The organism is Acetomicrobium sp. UBA5826 (genome assembly GCF_002433005.1).
Classification (GTDB): domain Bacteria; phylum Synergistota; class Synergistia; order Synergistales; family Acetomicrobiaceae; genus Acetomicrobium.
This window is the reverse complement of record NZ_DJHF01000018.1, coordinates 44469-64330: the sequence shown is the minus strand read 5'-3', so window position 1 is coordinate 64330 and position 19862 is coordinate 44469. Positions and strand designations below refer to the sequence as shown.

The following is a 19862-nucleotide window of genomic DNA, read 5'->3' as shown; positions in this document are numbered from 1 at the left end:
GTTGGCCAAAGCAATTGATACAATTATACGACATTCTATGATTATGACCATCGGAACTTTTGCCAGTCGAATATTGGGTCTGGTTCGGGAAACCATCATAGCTGCATTTTTCGGCGCCTCAAGACAACTGGACGCCTTCCTGGTGGCCTATACTTTAGCCAACCTGGCGAGACAGCTTCTGGCGGAGGGGGCATTATCTGCCACCTTTGTACCCATCTTTTCCAGAGTCCTAAACCGACAGGGAGAGGAAAGGGCAAAAGAATTAGGGCGTCAAGCCCTTACATTGTTGATTATAGCAGGGAGCCTTGTGGTTTTGTTGGGCATGATCCTCGCACCTTTCTTGGTTTTTCTGATTGCACCCGGTTTTTCAGGGCAGGAAAGCCTGTTGGCCATATCTTTCACCAGAAGGCTTTTCCCTTTCCTGCTTATAATTTCCCTGTCTGCATTAGTGATGGGTGTTCTTAACAGTCTCGGTTCTTTTTTTGTTCCCGCCATAGCTCCGGCTGTCAGCAACGTCGTCTTCATCTGCATCACCCTAATTTTCCACGGAAAGCATGGCATTTCGGCCCTTCCTATAGCCGTTTTGGCCGGCGGCTTTTTTCAGTTTTTGGTACAATGGATTTGGAGTACCAAGAAGGGTTTCGTCCTTTATCCCGTAAAGATCGATCGTGGTGACGATGAGCTAAGGACGATGACTCGACTGTTTTTTCCTTACGTAGCGGGGCTTTCCTTTAATCAGCTGCATCCCATCATCAGCAGGGTGATGGGATCTTTTTTGGAAGCGGGCTCCATATCCGTGCTGAATTATGCCGACAGGCTTTTGCAGCTTCCTCTGGGATTGTTCGTTATAGCGATATCTCAGGCCGTATTGCCCACCCTTTCAAAGGCTTCTTCCGATAAAGGGGAATTCGCAGAGATCTTTGGCGACTCCCTTAAATTTTCCTTTTTCCTCATCTTGCCCATATCCGTCTTGGCAGTGATATTTTCATCTGAGGCCGTCAACTGCGTCTTTTACAGGGGAGCCTTTGACGATTGGGCTTGGCGAGCTACAAGCCAATCACTGGCCATCTATTCCTTGGGAATGTTGGGCATGGCTTTGACTAATGTTACCCTCCGTGCCCTGTACGCTTATGGATTGCCCACGGGGGCTTTAATCGTTACCGCCTCTACGGTAATTATAAATCTTTTGGTGAGCGCTTCGACAATGAAGTTGCTATCTTATCGCGGCATTGCGTTGGGGGTGGCCTGCGCCTTTACCAGTGGAGCTTTTATAGGTATGTATTATCTTTCCAAAGCGACGGAGATGAATCTTAAGATATTTAACTGGAAGTGGTTGGCAAAATTATGTCTTTCGGCCGTTATCTTGATTGTAATAACTTTATCCTATAAATTTCTCATACCCTATCGGACGGAGTGGGGTACAATTTTTAAGGTTTTATGGTTAATTGGCGCAGGCGTAGCGGGCATGTCTGTCTATGGCCTTACGACCTTAGCGTGCGGATTGCAGGAGTGGAAGTGGATTGAGCGATCATTTAAAAGGAGAAGGTAAAATGCCTGAAAGCGATGCCGGGAAAGCTGTTTTACACATATGTTTGCTTGGAAAGGGAGATGCTCGTGCGATAGCTGTAGAGGCAACGGGACTGGTGGAGCTGTTGCGTCAGATTCACAACCTGTCCTTTGTGGCGACGGCTGCCTTAGGCAGACTGGTGATGGCTTCTATGATGATGGCGGCCCAGGAAAAGGGCGAAAGGGCCAGAGTTACACTGAAGATAGAGGGAGACGGCCCCCTGGGTGAAATAGTGGCCGATGCGGAAAGAGCTGGATCGGTCAGGGGTTACGTGAGCAAACCATGGGTGGAGCTGCCCCTCTCGGAAGAGGGCAAATGGGATGTAAGCGCCGGAGTAGGAAAGAGGGGCTATTTAACTGTAATAAAGGATGTCGGCCTAAGGGAACCTGTGGTTTCAAGAGTGCCCTTGATATCGGGCGAAATTGCCGAAGATATTGCCTATTATTACGTAAAATCGGAACAGATGCCCACTGCTGTAATGCTTGGTGTTCTGCAAAGGCCTAGTTTGGGTGTTATATCTGCAGGTGGCGTCATGGTCCAGCTGATGCCCGGTGCAGACGAGGCCTTGGCAGAAATGTTGGAAGAATTACTCAAAAGGCATGGCTCTGTAAGCAGGTTGGCGGAAAGTTCTCAATCTCCAAGGGATATATTGGATACTATTTTCGATGGCGTCGATAAAAAATGGCTCGATAGCTTGACCTTCAAATTCGGTTGTCGATGTTCGAGGAAGCTGGCCGAAGCCCTGTTGCTCTCCACCTCGGAGGGGGAAGAGGCGAATGATGTTATAGAGGTAAGATGTCATTTTTGCAATACAGTATATAGCTTTTCTAGGGATGAAATAAAGAAATTAAAAGGCGGTGAATGAAATTGAGAAGAACCTTCCTGCCCTTATTTGCATTTTTTTTGCTTGTCCTCGGAGCCCTCTCCTTTGTCGAAGTGGCCCAAGGCTCTCAGGACAAGCTTGAATCTCTGTCTGCGGAACGGACAGGAACCATATTCCTGGAGGGCGAAATGCTTGGGGACCTTATTTTGGGAGCAAGGGCGAGGTTGGATTTTCTTTACATTGATGATGTGCTCGTCAAGGCCTCCATTTCTTCGGGGAAAACTCCCGATTGGCTTAAGTGGCATCTCGGTCATTTCGGAAGTCCCGAGACCGAGGGCAAAGAACTGTTCGTGCTCCGATACGAGGTCTATAAGCCCTGGGATTTCGACCCCTTTAAGATAACGGTCAACGGAGTTTGTTTGACTAAAGAAGATATATTGACCGGGTTCAATCGTTTTGCCTCAGGGGCTTTGCCTACAGGTACCGTAGACAGTATGGCCTTTACCGTTCCTCGGTCACCCGATGGGTTATATAATATATCCTACGACGAAGACCATATCGAAATTGATGTCAAAAAGATAAAGAGAACGAAATAATCAGGGAAGGTGATTTTTAATGCATAAATATCGATGTGCCAGTTGTAACAAGGAGTTTGAAAGTGCCAATTTTGCCCAGAGATGTCCTCATTGTAGCGGAAAGGTTTTAATTCACCTGGAAGGAGAATCGCCAAAAAAAAGATCCGCTGCTTGTTCCGGGGGGAGTTGTTCTTCCTGTAACGGATGCGGCAGGTGATCGATGATGCTGACTTTAGGTATTGAGACCAGCTGCGATGATACATCCGTAGCACTTCTGGATGGCGCAAGGCATTTGCGCCGTTTTCTTGTGGCAAGCCAGCTCGAAGATCACGAGGCTTTTGGAGGGGTTGTCCCCGAACTAGCATCGCGCAAGCATCTCGAGAACTTCTTGCCCCTGCTTTCGCGGCTTCTGACGGAATGTGAGATAAAAAACCCGTCGAGGGAGATTCATTTAATAGCGGTTACAGACGGGCCCGGTTTGATGGGATCTTTGTTGATCGGAACTACCGCAGCAAAGGCTCTGGCTCAAGTCTGGGAGGTCCCCTTAATAACGGTTAACCATCTAGAAGGACATATTTTTGCAAATTATTTGGCCCACGACGATTTGTTTCCTCCCTTTATAACGCTCATAGTCTCCGGCGGACATACCGAGTTGATTTTGGTGAGGTCCTTTGGGGATTATGCATTGCTCGGGGCCACGAGAGACGATGCAATAGGAGAAGCCTTCGATAAAATCGCTCGCCTCTTGGGCCTTGGCTATCCTGGGGGACCGGCCATAGAAAAGGTGGCAAGGGGCGGAAATCCTGCGGCTGTGGCCCTTCCGGTGCCCATGGCGGATAGTCCTGATATAGAATTCAGTTTTAGTGGCCTGAAGACCGCAGTGATATGGGCGTCGAAGAGAAATCCCTATTTAAAACTGGAGGATCTTTGTGCCTCCTTCCAGCACGCTGCTACTGAAGCTTTAGTGTGCAAGGTGGAGCTGGCTGTGAGGAAGACGGGCATTCGTAAAGTAGCCGTATCCGGAGGCGTTGCTGCAAACCTCGAGCTGAGGAGGAAGATGAAAGGCGTGCCCTGGAAGACCTACTTTCCGCCCATAGAACTCTGCACGGACAATGGGGCTATGATTGCCGCTGCCGGTTATAACGCATACAAAAGAGGTGAGAGGGCCTCCTTGTCATTCATGCCGGATCCCTCCAAATCATTGGTCTAGAAAAAGCCCAAAAAAACGAGAATAGAACAGTAATTTGTTTATAGCCGTCGATAAAAATGAATAAACGCCAATATTCATACTTGTATTATTCGCCGTGGGGACCTTAACATTAGTATCGCCTTGTTAGCACTAAGCATGATTGAGTGCTAACAAAGAGGATCATGATACCGTTCATATCAGCAGGGAGGGATGAAAATGCAGCTCAAGCCACTTGGAGATCGTGTAGTAATCAAGGTTCTAAGTCAGGAAGAAAAGACCAAAGGTGGAATCGTGCTACCCGATACCGCTAAGGAGAAGCCTCAAGAAGGAGAAGTAGTCGCCGTGGGAAGCGGCAGAGTGCTTGAAAACGGTCAAAAGTTACCCCTTGAAGTGAAGGTTGGCGAAAGGGTAATCTTCAGCAAGTACGCTGGGACCGAGGTCAAAATAGAGGGCGAAGAGTACCTTATATTGAGCGAGCGCGATATTTTGGCTGTAGTAAACAAGTAGTTGTCCAACGGTGCAATATTAACTTAAAGTCGTAAAGGAGGGAACTAATATGCCCAAGGTATTGAAGTTTGATGAAGATGCACGCAGAGCTTTGGAGCGTGGAATTAATAAAGTTGCGGATACTGTAGGTGTTACCCTGGGACCTAAGGGCAGAAACGTGGTCTTGGAAAAGAAGTTTGGATCGCCCACGATAACTAACGACGGCGTTACGATAGCTAAGGAGATCGAACTGGAAGAACCCTTTGAAAATATGGGAGCACAGCTTCTCAAGGAAGTGGCTTCCAAGACCAACGATGTTGCCGGTGACGGAACCACCACTGCTACGGTGCTTGCGAGGGCCATGATACGCAATGGCATGAAAAACGTAGCGGCCGGTTCAAATGGCATGTTGATGCGAAAGGGTATCGAGAAAGCGGTCGATGTAGTCGTAGACGAGCTTAAGAAGATGTCTATCCCTGTAAAGGACAGGGCCAAGATTGCCCAAGTGGCTTCTATTTCCGCCAATGACAAAGGCATTGGCGAATTGATAGCCGAAGCCATGTCCAAGGTTGGAGAGGATGGCGTAATAACCGTAGAGGATAGTCAGTCCGTCGGAACCACCTTGGAAATGGTGGAAGGTCTCCAATTCGACAAGGGATACATTAGCCCCTACATGATCACCGATCCCGAGCGTATGGAGGCTACCCTTGAGGATGCCTATATATTGATCAACGACGGGAAGATCAGCAATGTGAAAGACCTTTTGCCTGTATTGGAAAAGGTTGTACAGACAGGGAAGCCTCTTTTGATCATATCAGAAGACGTAGAGGGTGAAGCTCTGGCTACGCTAGTGGTCAACAAGCTCCGCGGTATTTTGCAAGTTTGTGCCGTGAAAGCCCCGGGCTTTGGCGAGAGAAGAAAGGCTATGTTGCAGGACATCGCTATAGTTACCGGCGGGCAGGTAATAAGCGAAGAGCTGGGAATCAAGCTTGAAAACGCAGATCTTTCCATGCTTGGTCGCGCTAAGAAAGTCCGCATAACCAAAGAGGAGACGACCATAGTAGAAGGTGCCGGAGACCGTGAGGCCATAAGGAAACGTGCTGCACAGATAAAAGCCGAGCTGGAAGAGGCAACTTCAGAGTACGACAAGGAAAAGCTTCAGGAGAGGCTCGCCAAATTGGTCGGTGGAGTGGCTGTCATACAGGTTGGCGCTGCTACCGAGACCGAACAGAAAGAGTTGAAACATCGCATCGAGGATGCCTTAAGCGCGACGAGGGCTGCCGTAGAAGAAGGAATAGTTGCTGGAGGCGGCGTTGCTCTCATCAACTGCATCCCGGCGTTGGAATCCTTCATCGAAAACCTTGAGGGTGATGAGAAAATCGGCGCACAAGTAGTACTGCGTGCCCTCTCGGAACCTCTGCACTTAATAGCCGAGAATGCTGGCTACCAGGGTGACGTAATCGTGGAGAAGGTGCGCAGCTTGCCGAAAGGACAGGGTCTCAACGCTGCCACTGGCGAATATGTAGATATGATAGAAGAGGGTATCATAGATCCTCTTAAGGTTACGAGAAGCGCTTTGCAGAACGCCGGTTCAATTGCTGCCATGGTTCTCACGACTGAAGTTCTCGTGGCCGATAAGCCGGAGAAGAAAGAAACCCCAAAGATGCCTGATATGCCAGATTACGACTAAGGGCATAAATCCTTCAAGGATAGATACAAAATTTGTTGACCTAAAGGCTGTGGTCAGTGTACCACAGCCTTTTTGATTTTGTAATATAATTGGGAAAATGGTACGGGAAAGAGAGGCGTAAGCATTCATGGATTTGCAAAACAGCTTGAGAGAGCTACTAAATTCTTTAAAACGAGGAGAATTGGATGTAGATGAAGTTGTGGAAAAGTTGTCTTTTCTCCCCTATGAAGACCTTGACGATGTGAAGCTAGATTGGCATCGATCCATAAGGCGTGGGATAGGCGAAATTATTTACACCCCGGGAAAATCTGATGAACAGTTAATTAAGATAGCAAAAAGCCTATCGGAACATAGGGCTAATGCGATCTTCAGTCGTATGACAAAGGATAAATACGAAATGTTGAAATCCTTTCTCCCAAATATGGAATACAGAGATGATTCGAGGTTAGCTCTCTGTCGCTTTGAAACGCCGATAGGGCGTGGGGAGGTGGCAATTATCGCGGCCGGCAGTTCCGACCGGCCGGTGGCCGAAGAGGCGGCGGGGGTGGCCGAATTTGCGGGTTGTAAAGTGAAAAGGTTCTACGATGTAGGCGTAGCAGGCATACATCGACTCTTTCCCTATCTTCCCGAGATAAGAAAGTCGAGTGCTATCGTCGTTGTTGCAGGAATGGAAGGCGCCCTGCCGAGTGTAGTTGCCGGGTTGGTCTCGACTCTCGTCATTGCGGTTCCCACCTCAGTAGGTTACGGTGCCAGCTTTGGGGGCTTTGCTGCGCTGTTGTCTATGTTAAATGCGTGCAGCGGTGGCGTGGTAGTGGTAAATATTGATAACGGCGTCGGGGCAGGAATAGCTGCGGCCTTAGTGGCGGCAAAAGATGAAGCGCGATAGTAAGAGTAAAAATAAGAATAAGAAAAACATCGAATATAGGCCTAGGCGGTCGCGAGGCCGCTTGGTCGTCGGAGTGCTTGAGGTCAATCCTCGTGGGTTTGGTTTCGTAAGCTCCATGGGCATCCCTGACGTTTACATTGCCGAAGACGATATGGACGGCGCGATTCACGGAGATAGAGTAAAGGTCGTAGTATATGGAGGTAAAGGAAAACCCTATGGAAAGATTAGAAAAGTCCTTTCAAGGGGCACTTCCGAAATCGTTGGCTTAATTAGGCGTATTGGAAATAAGTTTCGCTTAATTCCATTAAATCGACGCTATAATTTTACCCTTCTTTTGGATGACGAAGGTGAATTCGAAGAGAACCAGGTAGCGGTTGCCGCAATTGAAAGATATCCCTATTTTCCTAATCCCGGCGTGGGAAGGGTCGTAAAAGTTTTGGGATCCGAAGGAGATCCAAGGGTGGGAATATTGGCCCTAATGGAAGAATATAAAATTAGTGCCGATTTCCCGCGGGAAGTAGTTGAAGAGGCCGAAAGGTTGAGCGAACATTCTACATTTTACTGTGCGCCGGGAGAGAGAAAAGATTTAAGAAAAAAGGTCGCTCTTACGATAGATCCGTCGGATGCCAAGGATTTTGACGACGCCTTGTCCATAGAGGAGGTAGAAGAGGGTTGGCTAGTAGGTGTTCATATAGCCGATGTGTCGGAATACGTCAGGCCGGCAAGTCAAATTGACATTGAAGCAAGGCAAAGGAGCTTTTCCGTCTATCTTGTCGATAGAGCCATCCCGATGCTGCCGCCCAGACTTTCGTCGGACCTTTGCAGTTTGATAGAAGGAAAAGACAGGTTATGTCTTACCGTGGAAATGGTGTTGAATCGTCGGGGCGAGCTTTTGAGATACAAAGTCATTCCAAGCGTGATAAGGGTTCGCAAGCGCCTCACCTACGAGGAAGCTCAAGAGGTTTTGGATGGCAGGAACACCTTTGGAGAAGAAATCGACGGGGTGCTGCAGAGGCTATCCCGAGTCGCGAAGAAGCTGTATTCCGGGCGGAAAAAAGAGGGTATGGTAGAGTTTGACTTTCCGGAAGCGAAGGTGGTGCTTGACGAGGGGGGCAGGGCGGTAGACGTAAGGGTCGTAGAGAGGATATTTTCCTATCGGATTGTCGAACACTTTATGATCCTAGCAAATAGCGTGATAGCCGAATATGTATTTAACAGCGATATTCAGGCGATATACAGAGTTCACGAGAGGCCCGACAGAGAAAAGTTGGAACAGCTTAGACGGATCCTTGCGTCGGTGGGAATTGAGATTAAAAGGATCAACCAGTCTAACAGGACGATAAATCGCCTGTTGAAGCGTGTGGAAGGCCTTCCTTTCAAAAGATTGGTTCACACCTTGGTGTTGAGATCCTTGCCTCGAGCTCGTTACGACCCAGTTTGTCTGGGTCATTTCGGTCTCGCTCTCAAATATTATTTGCATTTCACTTCGCCTATACGGAGATATCCCGACCTGGTTGTGCATAGGATCGTCCACGAATTGATCAAAGAAGAAAGATCCCTCGAAGAGCCCTATAGCTTTGAGGAGCTGAAGGACATTGCCTCCTATGCCAGCATTATGGAAGAGAAAGCCGATGAATTGGAAAAGACTTCGGTCAAAATGAAGATAGTGGAATATATGGAAAACAAAGTTAGCGAATGCTTCAAGGGTGTAATATCCTGGATAACACATAGAGGTATTTTTGTCGAGCTGGATAACACAGTAGAGGGGTTTGTGTCAACGGAAAGCCTGGATTCATGGGGCGATTTTTACTACGACGAGGATGATTTTAGTCTGAAGGGGTCGAAGGGAATGGTGTTTCGTTTAGGCGATATGGTAGATGTGCAATTGGTAGAGGTCGACAGAAGCGCCAATAGGATCTGTTTTCGATTGATTTAAGCGGAGAGTGATGAAAGCATGAACGGGTCGTTTGCCAATAAATCACCTCAGGGAGGCTATCTTCCCTTTTTGATCGTCTTTGCCCTCTTGGCCCTGCTGGGGATTTCCATAACGGAGCCAATAGTGCGTCCTCTAATGTGGTCTGTCATCTTGTCCTTTTTTTCACACCCCTTAAACAAGCTTTTATATGTGAAGGTCTTTCGGGGTAAGCACAGAAACTTGGCCGCACTGATCACCGCCGGGTGCGTAGTCTTGCTAATCTGTGTCCCTATGGGTTTTATAGGTATTTCTTTAGCTAGAGAAGCCTTAAGATTCATCCCCAGCCTTTCCGACAATCTCGAATCGATACAGGAGACATTTGCCGGGGCGTGGGCATCGTTAGTTAACAGGCTTCCCGATTACGTCATCCAATATTTCGGCATCAAAGGCGATCCTTCCTTTTTGCGTGATCTCACTCATCGAGCTGTAAATTACGTTATTTCGTCGCTTGGTGATTTTTCCAGAGGCCTGTTGGGCAATGCCTTTAAAATGGTCTATCAATTGTTCGTCATATCGGTTTCGACCTTTTACCTGCTTCGTGATGGCCACGTGGTCATAGAATACCTCGATGACATCCTGCCCCTGCCAAAGGAGGAGAGGGCATCCCTTTTCACGAGCGCGACGCGAATGATGAAAGCGGTAGTCATTGGGACTGCGGTGACGGCGGGAATTCAGGCCTGCCTTGGCGTGGCCGGTTGGTTCTTTTTAGGCCTGCCGGCACCGCTATTGGCCGGTGTACTTCTTTTTATCTGTGCCATGATACCCTTTATAGGCACTCCCTTCGTCTTGATTCCGGCCGCCATTTACCTTTTTCTGATGGGCAACGTAAAAGAAAGCATAATATTGGCGGGTTGGGCTCTTTTGGTCGTAAGCACCATCGATAACTTGGTACGTCCCATTTTTATATCGGAGGGAAGCAGGGTTCATTTTCTCTTAGTCTTTTTGGGAGTGGTGGGCGGAATTCACGTGTGGGGATTCCTTGGGATTTTCTTAGGCCCCATGGTTTTGTCATTGTTTATATTCTTTCTGGATTGTTACAGGAGAATTTGGAGTACGAAAAGGGAATATGAGTAAAAATTCGGAGGAGGAGATTTAATGGCCTACAAGATTTCCCTTTGTGGTTACAAAAACAGCGGAAAGACCGGGCTTTGTAAAAAGCTGATCGAGATATTCAAAGACGAGCTCTCAATGAAAGTGGGCTATATAAAGCACTGTCATGATGAGGTAATTTCCGGTCGCGACACCGACAGCGGGGTAATTGCCGGCTTGGGTGTTGAGGTAGCCCTTTGGGGTGCAGACGGGGTTAGAGTCGAAGTCCAGGGTAATCGTATTGCCTTAGAGGAGATCGAGAAGAAGTTTTTTCCTGATAGAGATTTAATCCTATTGGAGGGAGGGAAATCGCTGCCCATCCCTAAGATTTGGGTTGGCAAAGAGCCTCCCTCAGGTGAAGTAAAGGGAATTTTTTGCCTCTTCAATTGCACCGACGACGTCCTTCCTGCCCTGCCACATTTTCGGTCGGGGCAGGAGCGTCAGTTGGCGGAGTGGATCGTCGAGAGAAGGGGGAGCAGAAGGGAAAGTGCTTTACTGTATATAGGAGGGCAGAAAATAGGCTTGAACGATTTCGTCATGGATTTCATCGTCGGAACCGTCAGGGGTATGATAGGTTCATTGAAAGGTGTCGAGGATGAAAAGGGCGAGGTGTTATTAGTAATTCCGGAGGATAGAAAATAATAACTTTTTCAGATATTTGGACATTATTAATTCCTGCATGAACTTTAAGAAACGCTCCTTCCTGAAGGTCGCCGTATATAGCGGCGTTGTCATGTTTAACCAATGCGAAATGGGATTCGATCTTGCAAATTTAGGGTAACCTGCATATAATTAGGGTCGCTTCTTATATGATCAGTTGCGCCCGCCTAAACAAAGGCGGGCTTGAAATTATCGTAAACGGAGGGATCTGGCAATGAACGGATTTGCGTTGTGGTCTTCAATAGGCGCGGGAATAGTAGCATTGTTATACGCTGTTATAGTAGTTAATCGCATAAACGGATATAAAGTGGATAATGATCGGATAAATTACCTCTCGAACATTATCCAAAGAGGTGCCATGGCGTTTCTGTATAGAGAGTACAGGGCTCTCATTCCCTTCGTGATCGTAGTGGCCTGCCTTTTGGCCTGGAAGTTGGGCCTTCCCATGGCGGTTTCCTTTCTGTTGGGGGCCGTCTGTAGCGCCGTTTCCGGTTTTTTGGGTATGAGGGTGGCTACGAGGGCCAACGGGAAGACGGCCTTTGCTGCCACTACTGGCATGAATCAGGCCTTAAAGATTGCCTTTTCGGGCGGTTCCGTCATGGGCATGACCGTGGTTGGCGTAGGAATCTTAGGAATAATAGTTACCTTTTTGCTATATAGGGATCCGAACATTATCACGGCCTTTGGCTTTGGAGCAAGCTCTATAGCGCTTTTTGCAAGGGTCGGGGGTGGCATTTACACTAAAGCAGCCGATGTCGGGGCCGACTTGGTCGGCAAGGTGGAGGCCGGAATTCCCGAGGACGATCCCCGAAATCCTGCCGTCATAGCGGACAACGTGGGCGATAATGTGGGAGATATTGCCGGCATGGGTGCGGACCTTTTCGAATCGTACGTTAATTCGATCATAGCTGCTATGGCTATTGGAGCCGGCATATTTGGCATTACCGGTGTGTCCTTTCCGATCTTGCTTGCAGCGATAGGAATAGTATCGGCGCTCATAGGAACCTTTTTCGTCCGGATCAAAGAGAAGGGAGATCCTCAGCTCGCCCTTAGAAAGGGCACTTTTGCTACGGGCATTTTGATGATAATCGGTTCTTTCTTTTTAACGATGGCCGTGTTCAGCGATTTGTCCCTCTTTTGGGCAGTTTTGGCTGGAGTCATCTGCGGAGTTGCCATAGGTTATATAACTGAGATATATACTTCTTCTTTTTACACTTCCGTAAAAGAAATTGCCAACGCGTCGACGACGGGATATGCGACCAACATTCTGACCGGGATTGCGGTGGGAATGAAATCGACTATGTGGCCGGTTTTATTGATATGTGCGGCTATTTTCGTAGCCGTTCAGACGGGAGGTTTGTACGGCATCGCCTGTGCGGCAGTAGGCATGCTTGCCATCACGGGAATGACGTTGAGCGTCGATGCCTATGGCCCCATAGCGGACAATGCTGGCGGCATAGCGGAGATGAGCCATTTGTCGCCCGATGTCAGAAAGATCACCGACAGGTTGGATGCAGTAGGGAATACCACTGCAGCGGTGGGTAAAGGTCTTGCGATAGGCTCTGCTGCTTTGACGGCCATTGCACTTTTTTCAGCCTACTCCAGCGCTATCGGTTTGAAGTATATAGATCTAATGGATGCTCGAGTTTTGATCGGGCTTTTTATAGGCGGGATGCTGCCTTTTGTGTTTTCCTCTAGGGCTATTCAAGCCGTTGGAAGGGCTGCACAGAGCATGATCGAAGAAGTGCGGCGTCAGTTCAAAGATATTCCGGGCATCATGGAAGGCTCGCAGGAACCTGATTACGAACGGTGTATCGATATTTCTACAAAGGCGGCCCTTAAAGAGATGGTCGTTCCCGGGATGATGGCGGTCTTTTCTCCGGTGATTGTGGGTTTGCTTCTGGGCCCTTCTGCTTTGGGCGGACTGCTTGCCGGTTCTATCGTAACGGGAGTGATGCTTGCTATTTTCATGGCCAATGCTGGCGGAGCCTGGGATAACGCTAAGAAATATATCGAAGAGGGCAATCTGGGCGGCAAGGGTACACCTCCCCATGCAGCAGCCGTGGTCGGCGATACTGTGGGAGATCCCTTTAAGGATACGGCCGGTCCAAGCCTTAACATATTGATCAAGTTGATGTCCATCATCGCTCTCGTCATAGCCCCGCTGCTAATCTAACTGCCGCTTAAATATTCGCCGTTGACAAAACCCAGTTTTATCGGAAATTTTAGGGAGGGCAGATGTTGTTCCCTCCCTTTTTGGCTTTGGAGGGGTTGGTTTGGATAAATTTCAAATAGAAGAGATAAAAAGAAGGCTCGACATATTGGACATTGTAGGCGATTATGTTCAATTAAAGAAAGTAGGAAAAGGGTATAGAGCTCTGTGTCCATTCCACAGCGAGAAAACCCCGTCTTTTTACGTTATGCCCGATAGGCAGTTCTTTCATTGTTTCGGCTGCGGCAAAGGCGGTGATGTCATATCTTTTGTAATGGAGATCGAGGGGCTGAGCTTTCCCGATGCCATTGAATTGCTTGCCAACAGAGTTGGAATCAAAATCGAAAGCAATGAAACCAGGCGTAACGAGTGGAGCTTAAGCGAAGTAATGGAGAAAGCACTTAAGATATACCGTGACAGCCTGGAAAGCGCAGGAGGAGAAGTTGCCAGAAGGTATCTAATTCAGAGGAGACTATCGGAGAAGTGGTGGTCCCGCTTTGAGATAGGGTGGGCGCCTCCTTCATGGGATTATTTGTGGCGCCTCCTCAATAAGGCCGGCATTCCTTCGAAAGCTGCCATCGAATGCGGTTTGGTTATCGAAGGTCAACGGGGTTTGTATGATCGTTTCAGAGGTAGAATAATCTTCCCCATTAGGGATGTAATGGGTCGGTTAATTGGCTTTGGAGGACGTTCCATAGCGGGTGAGGGCGCCAAATATATCAACACGCCGGAAAGCCCCCTGTTTCATAAAGGACGATGCCTATATCTGCTTAATGTCGCCAAGGATGCCATGCGTGAGAAGGGGCGGGCTATTTTGGTCGAAGGCTACATGGATGCAATCAGACTGCACATATCGGGGTTTGGCGAATCCGTAGCGTCTCTGGGGACGGCATTGACCGAGGAGCAGGCAAATTTGATAAGCAGATTTGCCGATGTTTGTTACGTTTGCTACGATGCCGATACGGCCGGTCAGGAAGCGGCAATACGGGGGATGTATCTGTTGCAAGCTTCGGGTTTACAGGTAAAAGTAGTTGTCTTGCCCCATGATGCCGATCCGGATGAGTTTTTATCGAAGGAGGGGGAGAGGGCCTTCAAGGACCTTTTAAGTCAAAGCCTCCATCTTCCTCTTTATCATTTAAAAATAAGAGAGAAAGCATTAAAAGATCTCTCTCTGCGAAAGAAAACTGTAGAGGAATTGCTAGAATCTTTCTCCAGGATTTCATTGCCCGACCTTGCCCCCTTTATGCCCCAAATAGCTGCTGCCTTGGAGGTTCCTAGGCATGCCTTGGAGAATATGCTGTTGAACTTTGGGGCAAATAAAACCAGGGCTGAAGATGAAAAAAAAAGGAAATCGGCCAAATCTCGCGTATATATAAATGGATGCAAGAAACAGGATGAAAAAAGTTTGGCGGTCGATGCAAAAGAAGCGGCTCTTTTTGCTCTTCTATGGAATGATCTAGAAAAAAGGCATCATTTGAGGGAGGAGGAGATATACCCTCTAATTTCAGACGAAAGGATAAAAACTCTGGTTGCGGCCTTAATTAACGGCGAATCCACCGAAGAATTGGAGAAACGATGGTTGAATTCAGGGGACCTCTTCCCCTTGCAAACGTTGGCCCTGGGTAACGCCTTTTGCGAACAATTCGAGGAAGGAATAAGCCCATGGGACGTAATTGTAGGCGAACTGAGGTTGAGATCGATTAAATTTAGATATGACGAGCTTTATTCGAAGATGCTCAAAGGAGAAGCCAATTACGATGAAATAAAGGAAATGCGAAGGATAGCTTCCTTGCTGAAAGGAGGAAAGGAGGACAGATGAGCAGGAAAGACAACAGCAAAAAAGATAAAGATGTTGAAAAGTCGGAAAAATTCGAAGGCGAAGACAGACAAAAGGAGCGTAACGAGAATATCGTGGATCAGGAACCACAGGAATTCGAAGACGTGGAAAGTCACGAAATGGCAGAATTGATAGAAAATATCCGCGAACTGTTGCAGGAGGGGCGACAAAAGGGCTTTATCACATATGATGACCTTGAAAAATATTTGCCCCAGGAGGCCCTTAGTGAGGCTGATATAATGGACAACGTTTACTCCAATCTCTTGGAATTGGGAATAGATGTTAAAGAAGAAGATAAACTTCAAGAGATCAGGCAAGGCGAACTTCTCCCTCAAGTGAGTCTGGAAGAACTTTCGGACATAGAAAGTGTTTCCATATCCGACCCAGTGAGAATGTATTTGAGAGAGATAGGAAAGATCTCTCTGCTTACTCCGGAAGAAGAGGTGGAGCTGGCGAAACGGGTCGAAGAGGGAGACGAAGAGGCTAAGAAAAAGCTCATAGAGGCGAACCTGCGTCTCGTCGTAAGTATAGCAAAGAAGTATATAGGAAGAGGCTTGTCATTTCTGGATCTGATCCAGGAGGGCAATCTTGGTTTGATACGGGCCGTAGAGAAGTTCGATTACAGAAAGGGATTCAAATTCAGTACCTATGCTACGTGGTGGATCAGACAGGCCATTACGAGGGCAATTGCCGACCAGGCGCGCACCATCAGAATTCCCGTGCATATGGTGGAGACAATAAACAAGCTCATTCGAGTTTCTCGGCAGTTGGTACAACAACTGGGTAGAGAACCGACCATAGAGGAAATAGCACAGGCTTTGGGCTTGCCGCCGGAGAAAGTCGAGGACATTCAAAGAATTGCCCAAGAGCCCGTCTCTCTAGAGACGCCTATAGGGGAAGAGGAAGACAGCCAACTGGGAGACTTTTTGGAGGATAAGGAATCTCCTAATCCGGAAGACGCCACGGCTGGTCAATTATTGCGGGAACAACTGGAAGAGATGCTTGGCGAGCTGACCGAGAGAGAGCGAGAGGTATTGCGTTTGAGATTTGGCCTGGAAGATGGCCATGCCCATACTCTGGAAGAAGTGGGCAAGCGCTTCAACGTTACCAGAGAGCGGATAAGACAAATTGAGGCCAAGGCTTTGCGTAAATTGCGCCACCCCAGCAGGAGCAAAAGGTTGCGAGATTATTTAGAATAAAGAAAGGATTACTTAATGTGATCGATGAGGGTTGTAATTGAAGAAGGCGAAGTATGAAATAAGGTAACTTTTAAAGAGGGGGTGCGATTGATGTTCGAAGACGTAGTCAAAGGATTGTTGAGGGAATGCGAAGGGAAGCCCTTTCTTATGTCGCTGTACGTTGATTGCGATAGAGCGCAAAGGTCGGCCAAAGAGATATTGATCGATCTTAAAAATCTTCAAAAAAAGGCCTCCGAGGAGGTGAAATACGTTTGCGGAGATGCTAATTGCAAACAATGTAACGAAACCGTCGCTTCGCTATTTAATGAGTTGAGCGACGAACTATCTCACGGCGGTTTCAGCGAAGCTAAAGGAGTGTCCTGTTTTGCTGACCTGCATGGAGATTATCGTCGATTTATAGGACTTCCCATATTGGTAGTGAATAAAATAAAATTTCTGGACCACCCTTTTTTGGCGCCCCTTGTCGAAACCCTGTCCCCTCACAAACTCGCCCTCGCTGCGGTCGTTGAGGCCAGAAGGGCTACATTTTTCAGGGTATACGCAAGTTCCGTCGATAAGCTCATGACACTTGAAGAGGATGTGCCCCCCAAGGTTAAATCTGCAGGGTGGTATGGACTCGAAGAAACGAGAATTAAAAGACATGTCGAAGATCACGTGGAAAAACATTTGAAAAACGTCGGGGCAACCATGAGAGCCCTCTACGATGAAGACAATTACTCGATTATATTGGTGGGAGGCAACACGAATTACGCTTTGGTCGTTGCCGATCTTCTTAAAGAGATAATTACCGGAATTCCCGTCGAAGTCTTGGAAAATCTTGGAATTACCGATCAGCCCAAGGCGGTAGTCGATGCTGTTGCCGATCATGCCCTTCAGACCTTCGTAGTCGAGAGCTCGAACTTGATCGATGGTCTCATAACGGAGCATGAAAAGGGTGGTTTGGCCGTTGCCGGGCTTAGGGGGGTAATTCACGCTTCCAATCTTCATGCCATACATAAGCTCATTGTCGACAGCCATAAGGAGATAGCCGGCAAAAGGTGTTCTTCTTGTGGTGCATTGGGCTTGGACGAGGATCTCTGCCCCTTGTGCCATGGCAGGATGGAAGACGTTGAGGATGTAATAGATCTTTTGATCTACAAGACTTTGTGCGATGATGGCGATGTGAGGGTGATTGGGGGCGAGTCTCCTTTAAGGGAGTATGAAGGCGTAGGAGCAACTTTACGCTTCTTAATATAATGTGAAAACAAAGCCGAGCGGCAAAGAGTATGTCCCCGCTCGGCTTTGTTTTTTGTTAAAATACATAACATCGGTTTATGAGATTTGGATTATAAGTTAACATGAACCTAATGTTGATGCGAAATTAAAATCTTTGTGTTGATCGGCGCCTGTGTTATATTTATACTCATTTCTAAGGCGTTTGTGTCGCTAGAGGGGCATAGATAATGAGGATCGACAAGTATTTAAAGATATCCCGTATTGTAAAAAGGCGTTCAGTGGCGCAAGAGATGATTGCAGCAGGCGTGGTAAGATTAAACGGCAGGCCTGTTAAAGCTTCTTCTATGGTAAAGGTGGGCGACATAGTTGAGGTTGCCTTCCCAAGGAGGACTTTGAAGGTTTCGGTTATATGTAACGATGAGCTATTGTTGAAAAAGGGCAATCGCAGTTACGAAGTATTAGAGGAGCATGCAGTAGAACACAAGGATATACCTTAACCTGATCATTTAAGAGAGGTGAAGTTGATGGGCCACATAGTTGGCGTAAATGCTCGCGAAATTCTTGATTCCAGGGGTAATCCTACTGTTGAAGCAGAGGTTTGGCTGGATAGCGGATTAATGGCAAGGGCAGCAGTCCCCTCCGGTGCCTCTACCGGAAAGCATGAGGCTGTCGAGTTAAGGGACGGAGACGGACGTTACGGGGGTAAGGGCGTTCGTAGAGCTGTAGCCAATGTCAAAGAAAAGATAGCTCCAGAAATAATAGGGATCGATCCTGGCGAACAGGCGCTTATAGATAATATAATGATCGAATTGGATGGTACCTCAAACAAAAGCAACCTGGGAGCGAACGCAATCCTTGCCGTTTCCATGGCTGTGGCGAGGTTGGCAGCTATGGAAAGGGAACTTCCGCTGTGGAGATATATTGGCGGATTGGGTCCCTTCCTCTTGCCCACTCCGATGATGAACGTTATAAACGGAGGAGCTCATGCCGATAACAATCTGGATATGCAGGAATTCATGATAGTGCCCCATGGTGCGGAAAGTTTTGGCGAAGCTCTTAGAATGGGGACGGAGGTTTATCACTCTTTAAAGAAGCTGCTGAAGAACAAAGGTAAAAATACATCCGTAGGCGACGAGGGGGGGTTTGCGCCCGATTTGGCCGGTGCCGAGGAAGCCTTAGAGGTTTTGGTCGAAGCCATTGCCGGCTGCGGATATAAACCTGGAGAAGATATTAGTTTAGCATTGGACGTGGCTGCCTCCGAGCTTTACGACGATGGTGTTTATCGCTTCAAGGGGGAGGGAAAGAATTATAACCCCGAACAGTTAGTTGAGTATTACGTGAAATTGTGCCGAAATTATCCCTTTGTCGTGTCCATAGAGGACGGCATGGCGGAAGACGATTTCGAGGGCTGGAAGATGTTGACCCAGGCCCTCGGTGGTGAAATGCAGCTGGTGGGCGATGATATCTTCGTTACCAATCCGAAGAGGCTTGCTGTGGGTATTGAGGAAGGAATGGCCAATGCAGTGCTCGTAAAGCTCAATCAAATAGGGACATTGACCGAAACTCTCGAAGTAATAGACATGGCAGTCAGGAATTCCTATTCAGCAATAATATCCCATAGATCTGGCGAGACGGACGATCCTTTCATCAGTGATCTGTCAGTTTCCGTTGGAGTGGGCCAAATAAAGACAGGGGCACCTGCTCGTGTAGATAGAGTGGCTAAATATAATCAGCTTTTAAGGATCGCAGAAGATTTGGGCGATCTTGCGTTGTTTGCCGGGCTGAAAACCTTTAGAGGAAGGAAGGCAGAGAGATGAGAATAGCCGAGCCAACAGTTGAGAGATTGGTGCAATATATTCGTTATCTCGAGCGTTGTAGAGAAGCTGGGAAAAGGGTAATTTCTTCCCAAGAGATCGGCGACGGTCTCGGTATCAAGGCAAGCCAAGTCCGTAAAGATCTGTCCTATTTTGGAGAAATAGGGAAAAGAGGTGTAGGGTATAACGTAGAGAAGTTATATAGCCATCTTAATACAATTTTCGCCCCACCGAAGACCTGGAAAATAGCCATGATAGGCATTGGAAACCTGGGGGAGGCTTTGTTGGGCTATAAAGCCTTCGAGAGCGATAAGTTTCGAATTGTTGCGCTATTTGACATAGATCCGGCCAAAATAGGCCGCAAAATACACGGTATTCCCTGTTATGACGTCGAGGATATGCCTCAAGTGCTAAATGATGAAGGTGTAGAAGTTTTAATCATAACCACGCCTTCTTCGGCAGCCCAGGATGTCGTCGATAAGGCGACCGAGAGCGCTCCCATTAAGGGGATACTCAACTTTGCGCCGACCACTTTGGTTGTGTCGGAGCATATTATACTTTACAATGTCGATATATTTGTAGAACTCGAGAAATTACTTTTTTATATAAAGCTGAAAGAAATGGGAGGAAATATTTGGGGTTAAA

At 47.6% G+C, this 19862-nt stretch carries 17 protein-coding genes; all 17 read left to right on the top strand.

What is annotated here, in order from left to right; genetic code table 11:
- Position 1 precedes the first annotated feature (1 nt).
- The 17 genes from murJ (at position 2) to B3N34_RS06005 (ending at position 19861) form a co-directional block, all read left to right on the top strand.
- Positions 2 to 1549 carry a murein biosynthesis integral membrane protein MurJ gene (gene murJ / locus B3N34_RS06085; RefSeq protein ID WP_286975807.1) on the top strand — a complete coding sequence of 516 codons (1548 nt, stop codon included), beginning with the start codon at positions 2 to 4 and terminating at the stop codon, positions 1547 to 1549.
- A gap of 1 nt (position 1550) precedes the next feature.
- A complete protein-coding gene (hslO, locus tag B3N34_RS06080) occupies positions 1551 to 2432 on the top strand; it encodes an Hsp33 family molecular chaperone HslO (RefSeq protein ID WP_286975805.1) in 882 nt (293 codons plus the stop codon).
- Positions 2429 to 2986, top strand: a complete 558-nt coding sequence (locus B3N34_RS06075) for a hypothetical protein (protein ID WP_286975803.1) — start codon at positions 2429 to 2431, stop codon at positions 2984 to 2986. Before hslO ends, B3N34_RS06075 begins: the two co-directional genes overlap by 4 nt.
- Before the next feature lie 202 nt (positions 2987 to 3188).
- The gene (gene tsaD / locus B3N34_RS06070; protein ID WP_286975858.1) at positions 3189 to 4175 is read left to right on the top strand and encodes a tRNA (adenosine(37)-N6)-threonylcarbamoyltransferase complex transferase subunit TsaD; all 987 of its coding nucleotides are present in this window, start codon (positions 3189 to 3191) and stop codon (positions 4173 to 4175) included.
- Positions 4176 to 4370: 195 nt separating this feature from the next.
- Positions 4371 to 4661 (top strand): co-chaperone GroES, encoded by a 291-nt coding sequence (gene groES / locus B3N34_RS06065; RefSeq protein ID WP_040348179.1) that lies wholly within the window; start codon positions 4371 to 4373, stop codon positions 4659 to 4661.
- A gap of 49 nt (positions 4662 to 4710) precedes the next feature.
- Positions 4711 to 6330: a chaperonin GroEL gene (gene groL, locus B3N34_RS06060; RefSeq protein ID WP_213697284.1), complete on the top strand. Its 1620-nt coding sequence runs from the start codon at positions 4711 to 4713 to the stop codon at positions 6328 to 6330.
- A gap of 127 nt (positions 6331 to 6457) precedes the next feature.
- Positions 6458 to 7216, top strand: a complete 759-nt coding sequence (gene larB / locus B3N34_RS06055; RefSeq protein WP_213697285.1) for a nickel pincer cofactor biosynthesis protein LarB — start codon at positions 6458 to 6460, stop codon at positions 7214 to 7216.
- Complete coding sequence (gene rnr, locus B3N34_RS06050; RefSeq protein WP_286975798.1) at positions 7203 to 9152, top strand: ribonuclease R; 1950 nt, start codon at positions 7203 to 7205, stop codon at positions 9150 to 9152. The genes larB and rnr overlap by 14 nt, the downstream gene beginning before the upstream one ends.
- Positions 9153 to 9170: 18 nt before the next feature.
- Positions 9171 to 10265, top strand: a complete 1095-nt coding sequence (locus B3N34_RS06045; RefSeq protein ID WP_286975795.1) for an AI-2E family transporter — start codon at positions 9171 to 9173, stop codon at positions 10263 to 10265.
- Between the two features lie 21 nt (positions 10266 to 10286).
- Entirely contained in the window at positions 10287 to 10922 is a 636-nt protein-coding gene (locus tag B3N34_RS06040) for a molybdopterin-guanine dinucleotide biosynthesis protein B (protein WP_286975794.1), read from the top strand.
- 232 nt (positions 10923 to 11154) lie between these two features.
- The gene (locus B3N34_RS06035; RefSeq protein WP_213697289.1) at positions 11155 to 13116 is read left to right on the top strand and encodes a sodium-translocating pyrophosphatase; all 1962 of its coding nucleotides are present in this window, start codon (positions 11155 to 11157) and stop codon (positions 13114 to 13116) included.
- A 100-nt stretch (positions 13117 to 13216) separates the two neighbouring features.
- Positions 13217 to 14971 (top strand): DNA primase, encoded by a 1755-nt coding sequence (gene dnaG, locus B3N34_RS06030; RefSeq protein WP_286975790.1) that lies wholly within the window; start codon positions 13217 to 13219, stop codon positions 14969 to 14971.
- Positions 14968 to 16188: an RNA polymerase sigma factor RpoD gene (rpoD, locus tag B3N34_RS06025; RefSeq protein ID WP_286975787.1), complete on the top strand. Its 1221-nt coding sequence runs from the start codon at positions 14968 to 14970 to the stop codon at positions 16186 to 16188. The genes dnaG and rpoD overlap by 4 nt, the downstream gene beginning before the upstream one ends.
- A gap of 90 nt (positions 16189 to 16278) precedes the next feature.
- Entirely contained in the window at positions 16279 to 17424 is a 1146-nt protein-coding gene (locus B3N34_RS06020; RefSeq protein ID WP_286975784.1) for a hypothetical protein, read from the top strand.
- Positions 17425 to 17630: 206 nt separating this feature from the next.
- Positions 17631 to 17900 (top strand): RNA-binding S4 domain-containing protein, encoded by a 270-nt coding sequence (locus tag B3N34_RS06015; RefSeq protein ID WP_286975782.1) that lies wholly within the window; start codon positions 17631 to 17633, stop codon positions 17898 to 17900.
- A 27-nt stretch (positions 17901 to 17927) separates the two neighbouring features.
- Positions 17928 to 19220 carry a phosphopyruvate hydratase gene (gene eno / locus B3N34_RS06010; protein ID WP_286975781.1) on the top strand — a complete coding sequence of 431 codons (1293 nt, stop codon included), beginning with the start codon at positions 17928 to 17930 and terminating at the stop codon, positions 19218 to 19220.
- Positions 19217 to 19861, top strand: coding sequence for a redox-sensing transcriptional repressor Rex (locus B3N34_RS06005; RefSeq protein WP_213697294.1), 645 nt, complete (start codon positions 19217 to 19219; stop codon positions 19859 to 19861). Before eno ends, B3N34_RS06005 begins: the two co-directional genes overlap by 4 nt.
- Position 19862: the final 1 nt, after the last annotated feature.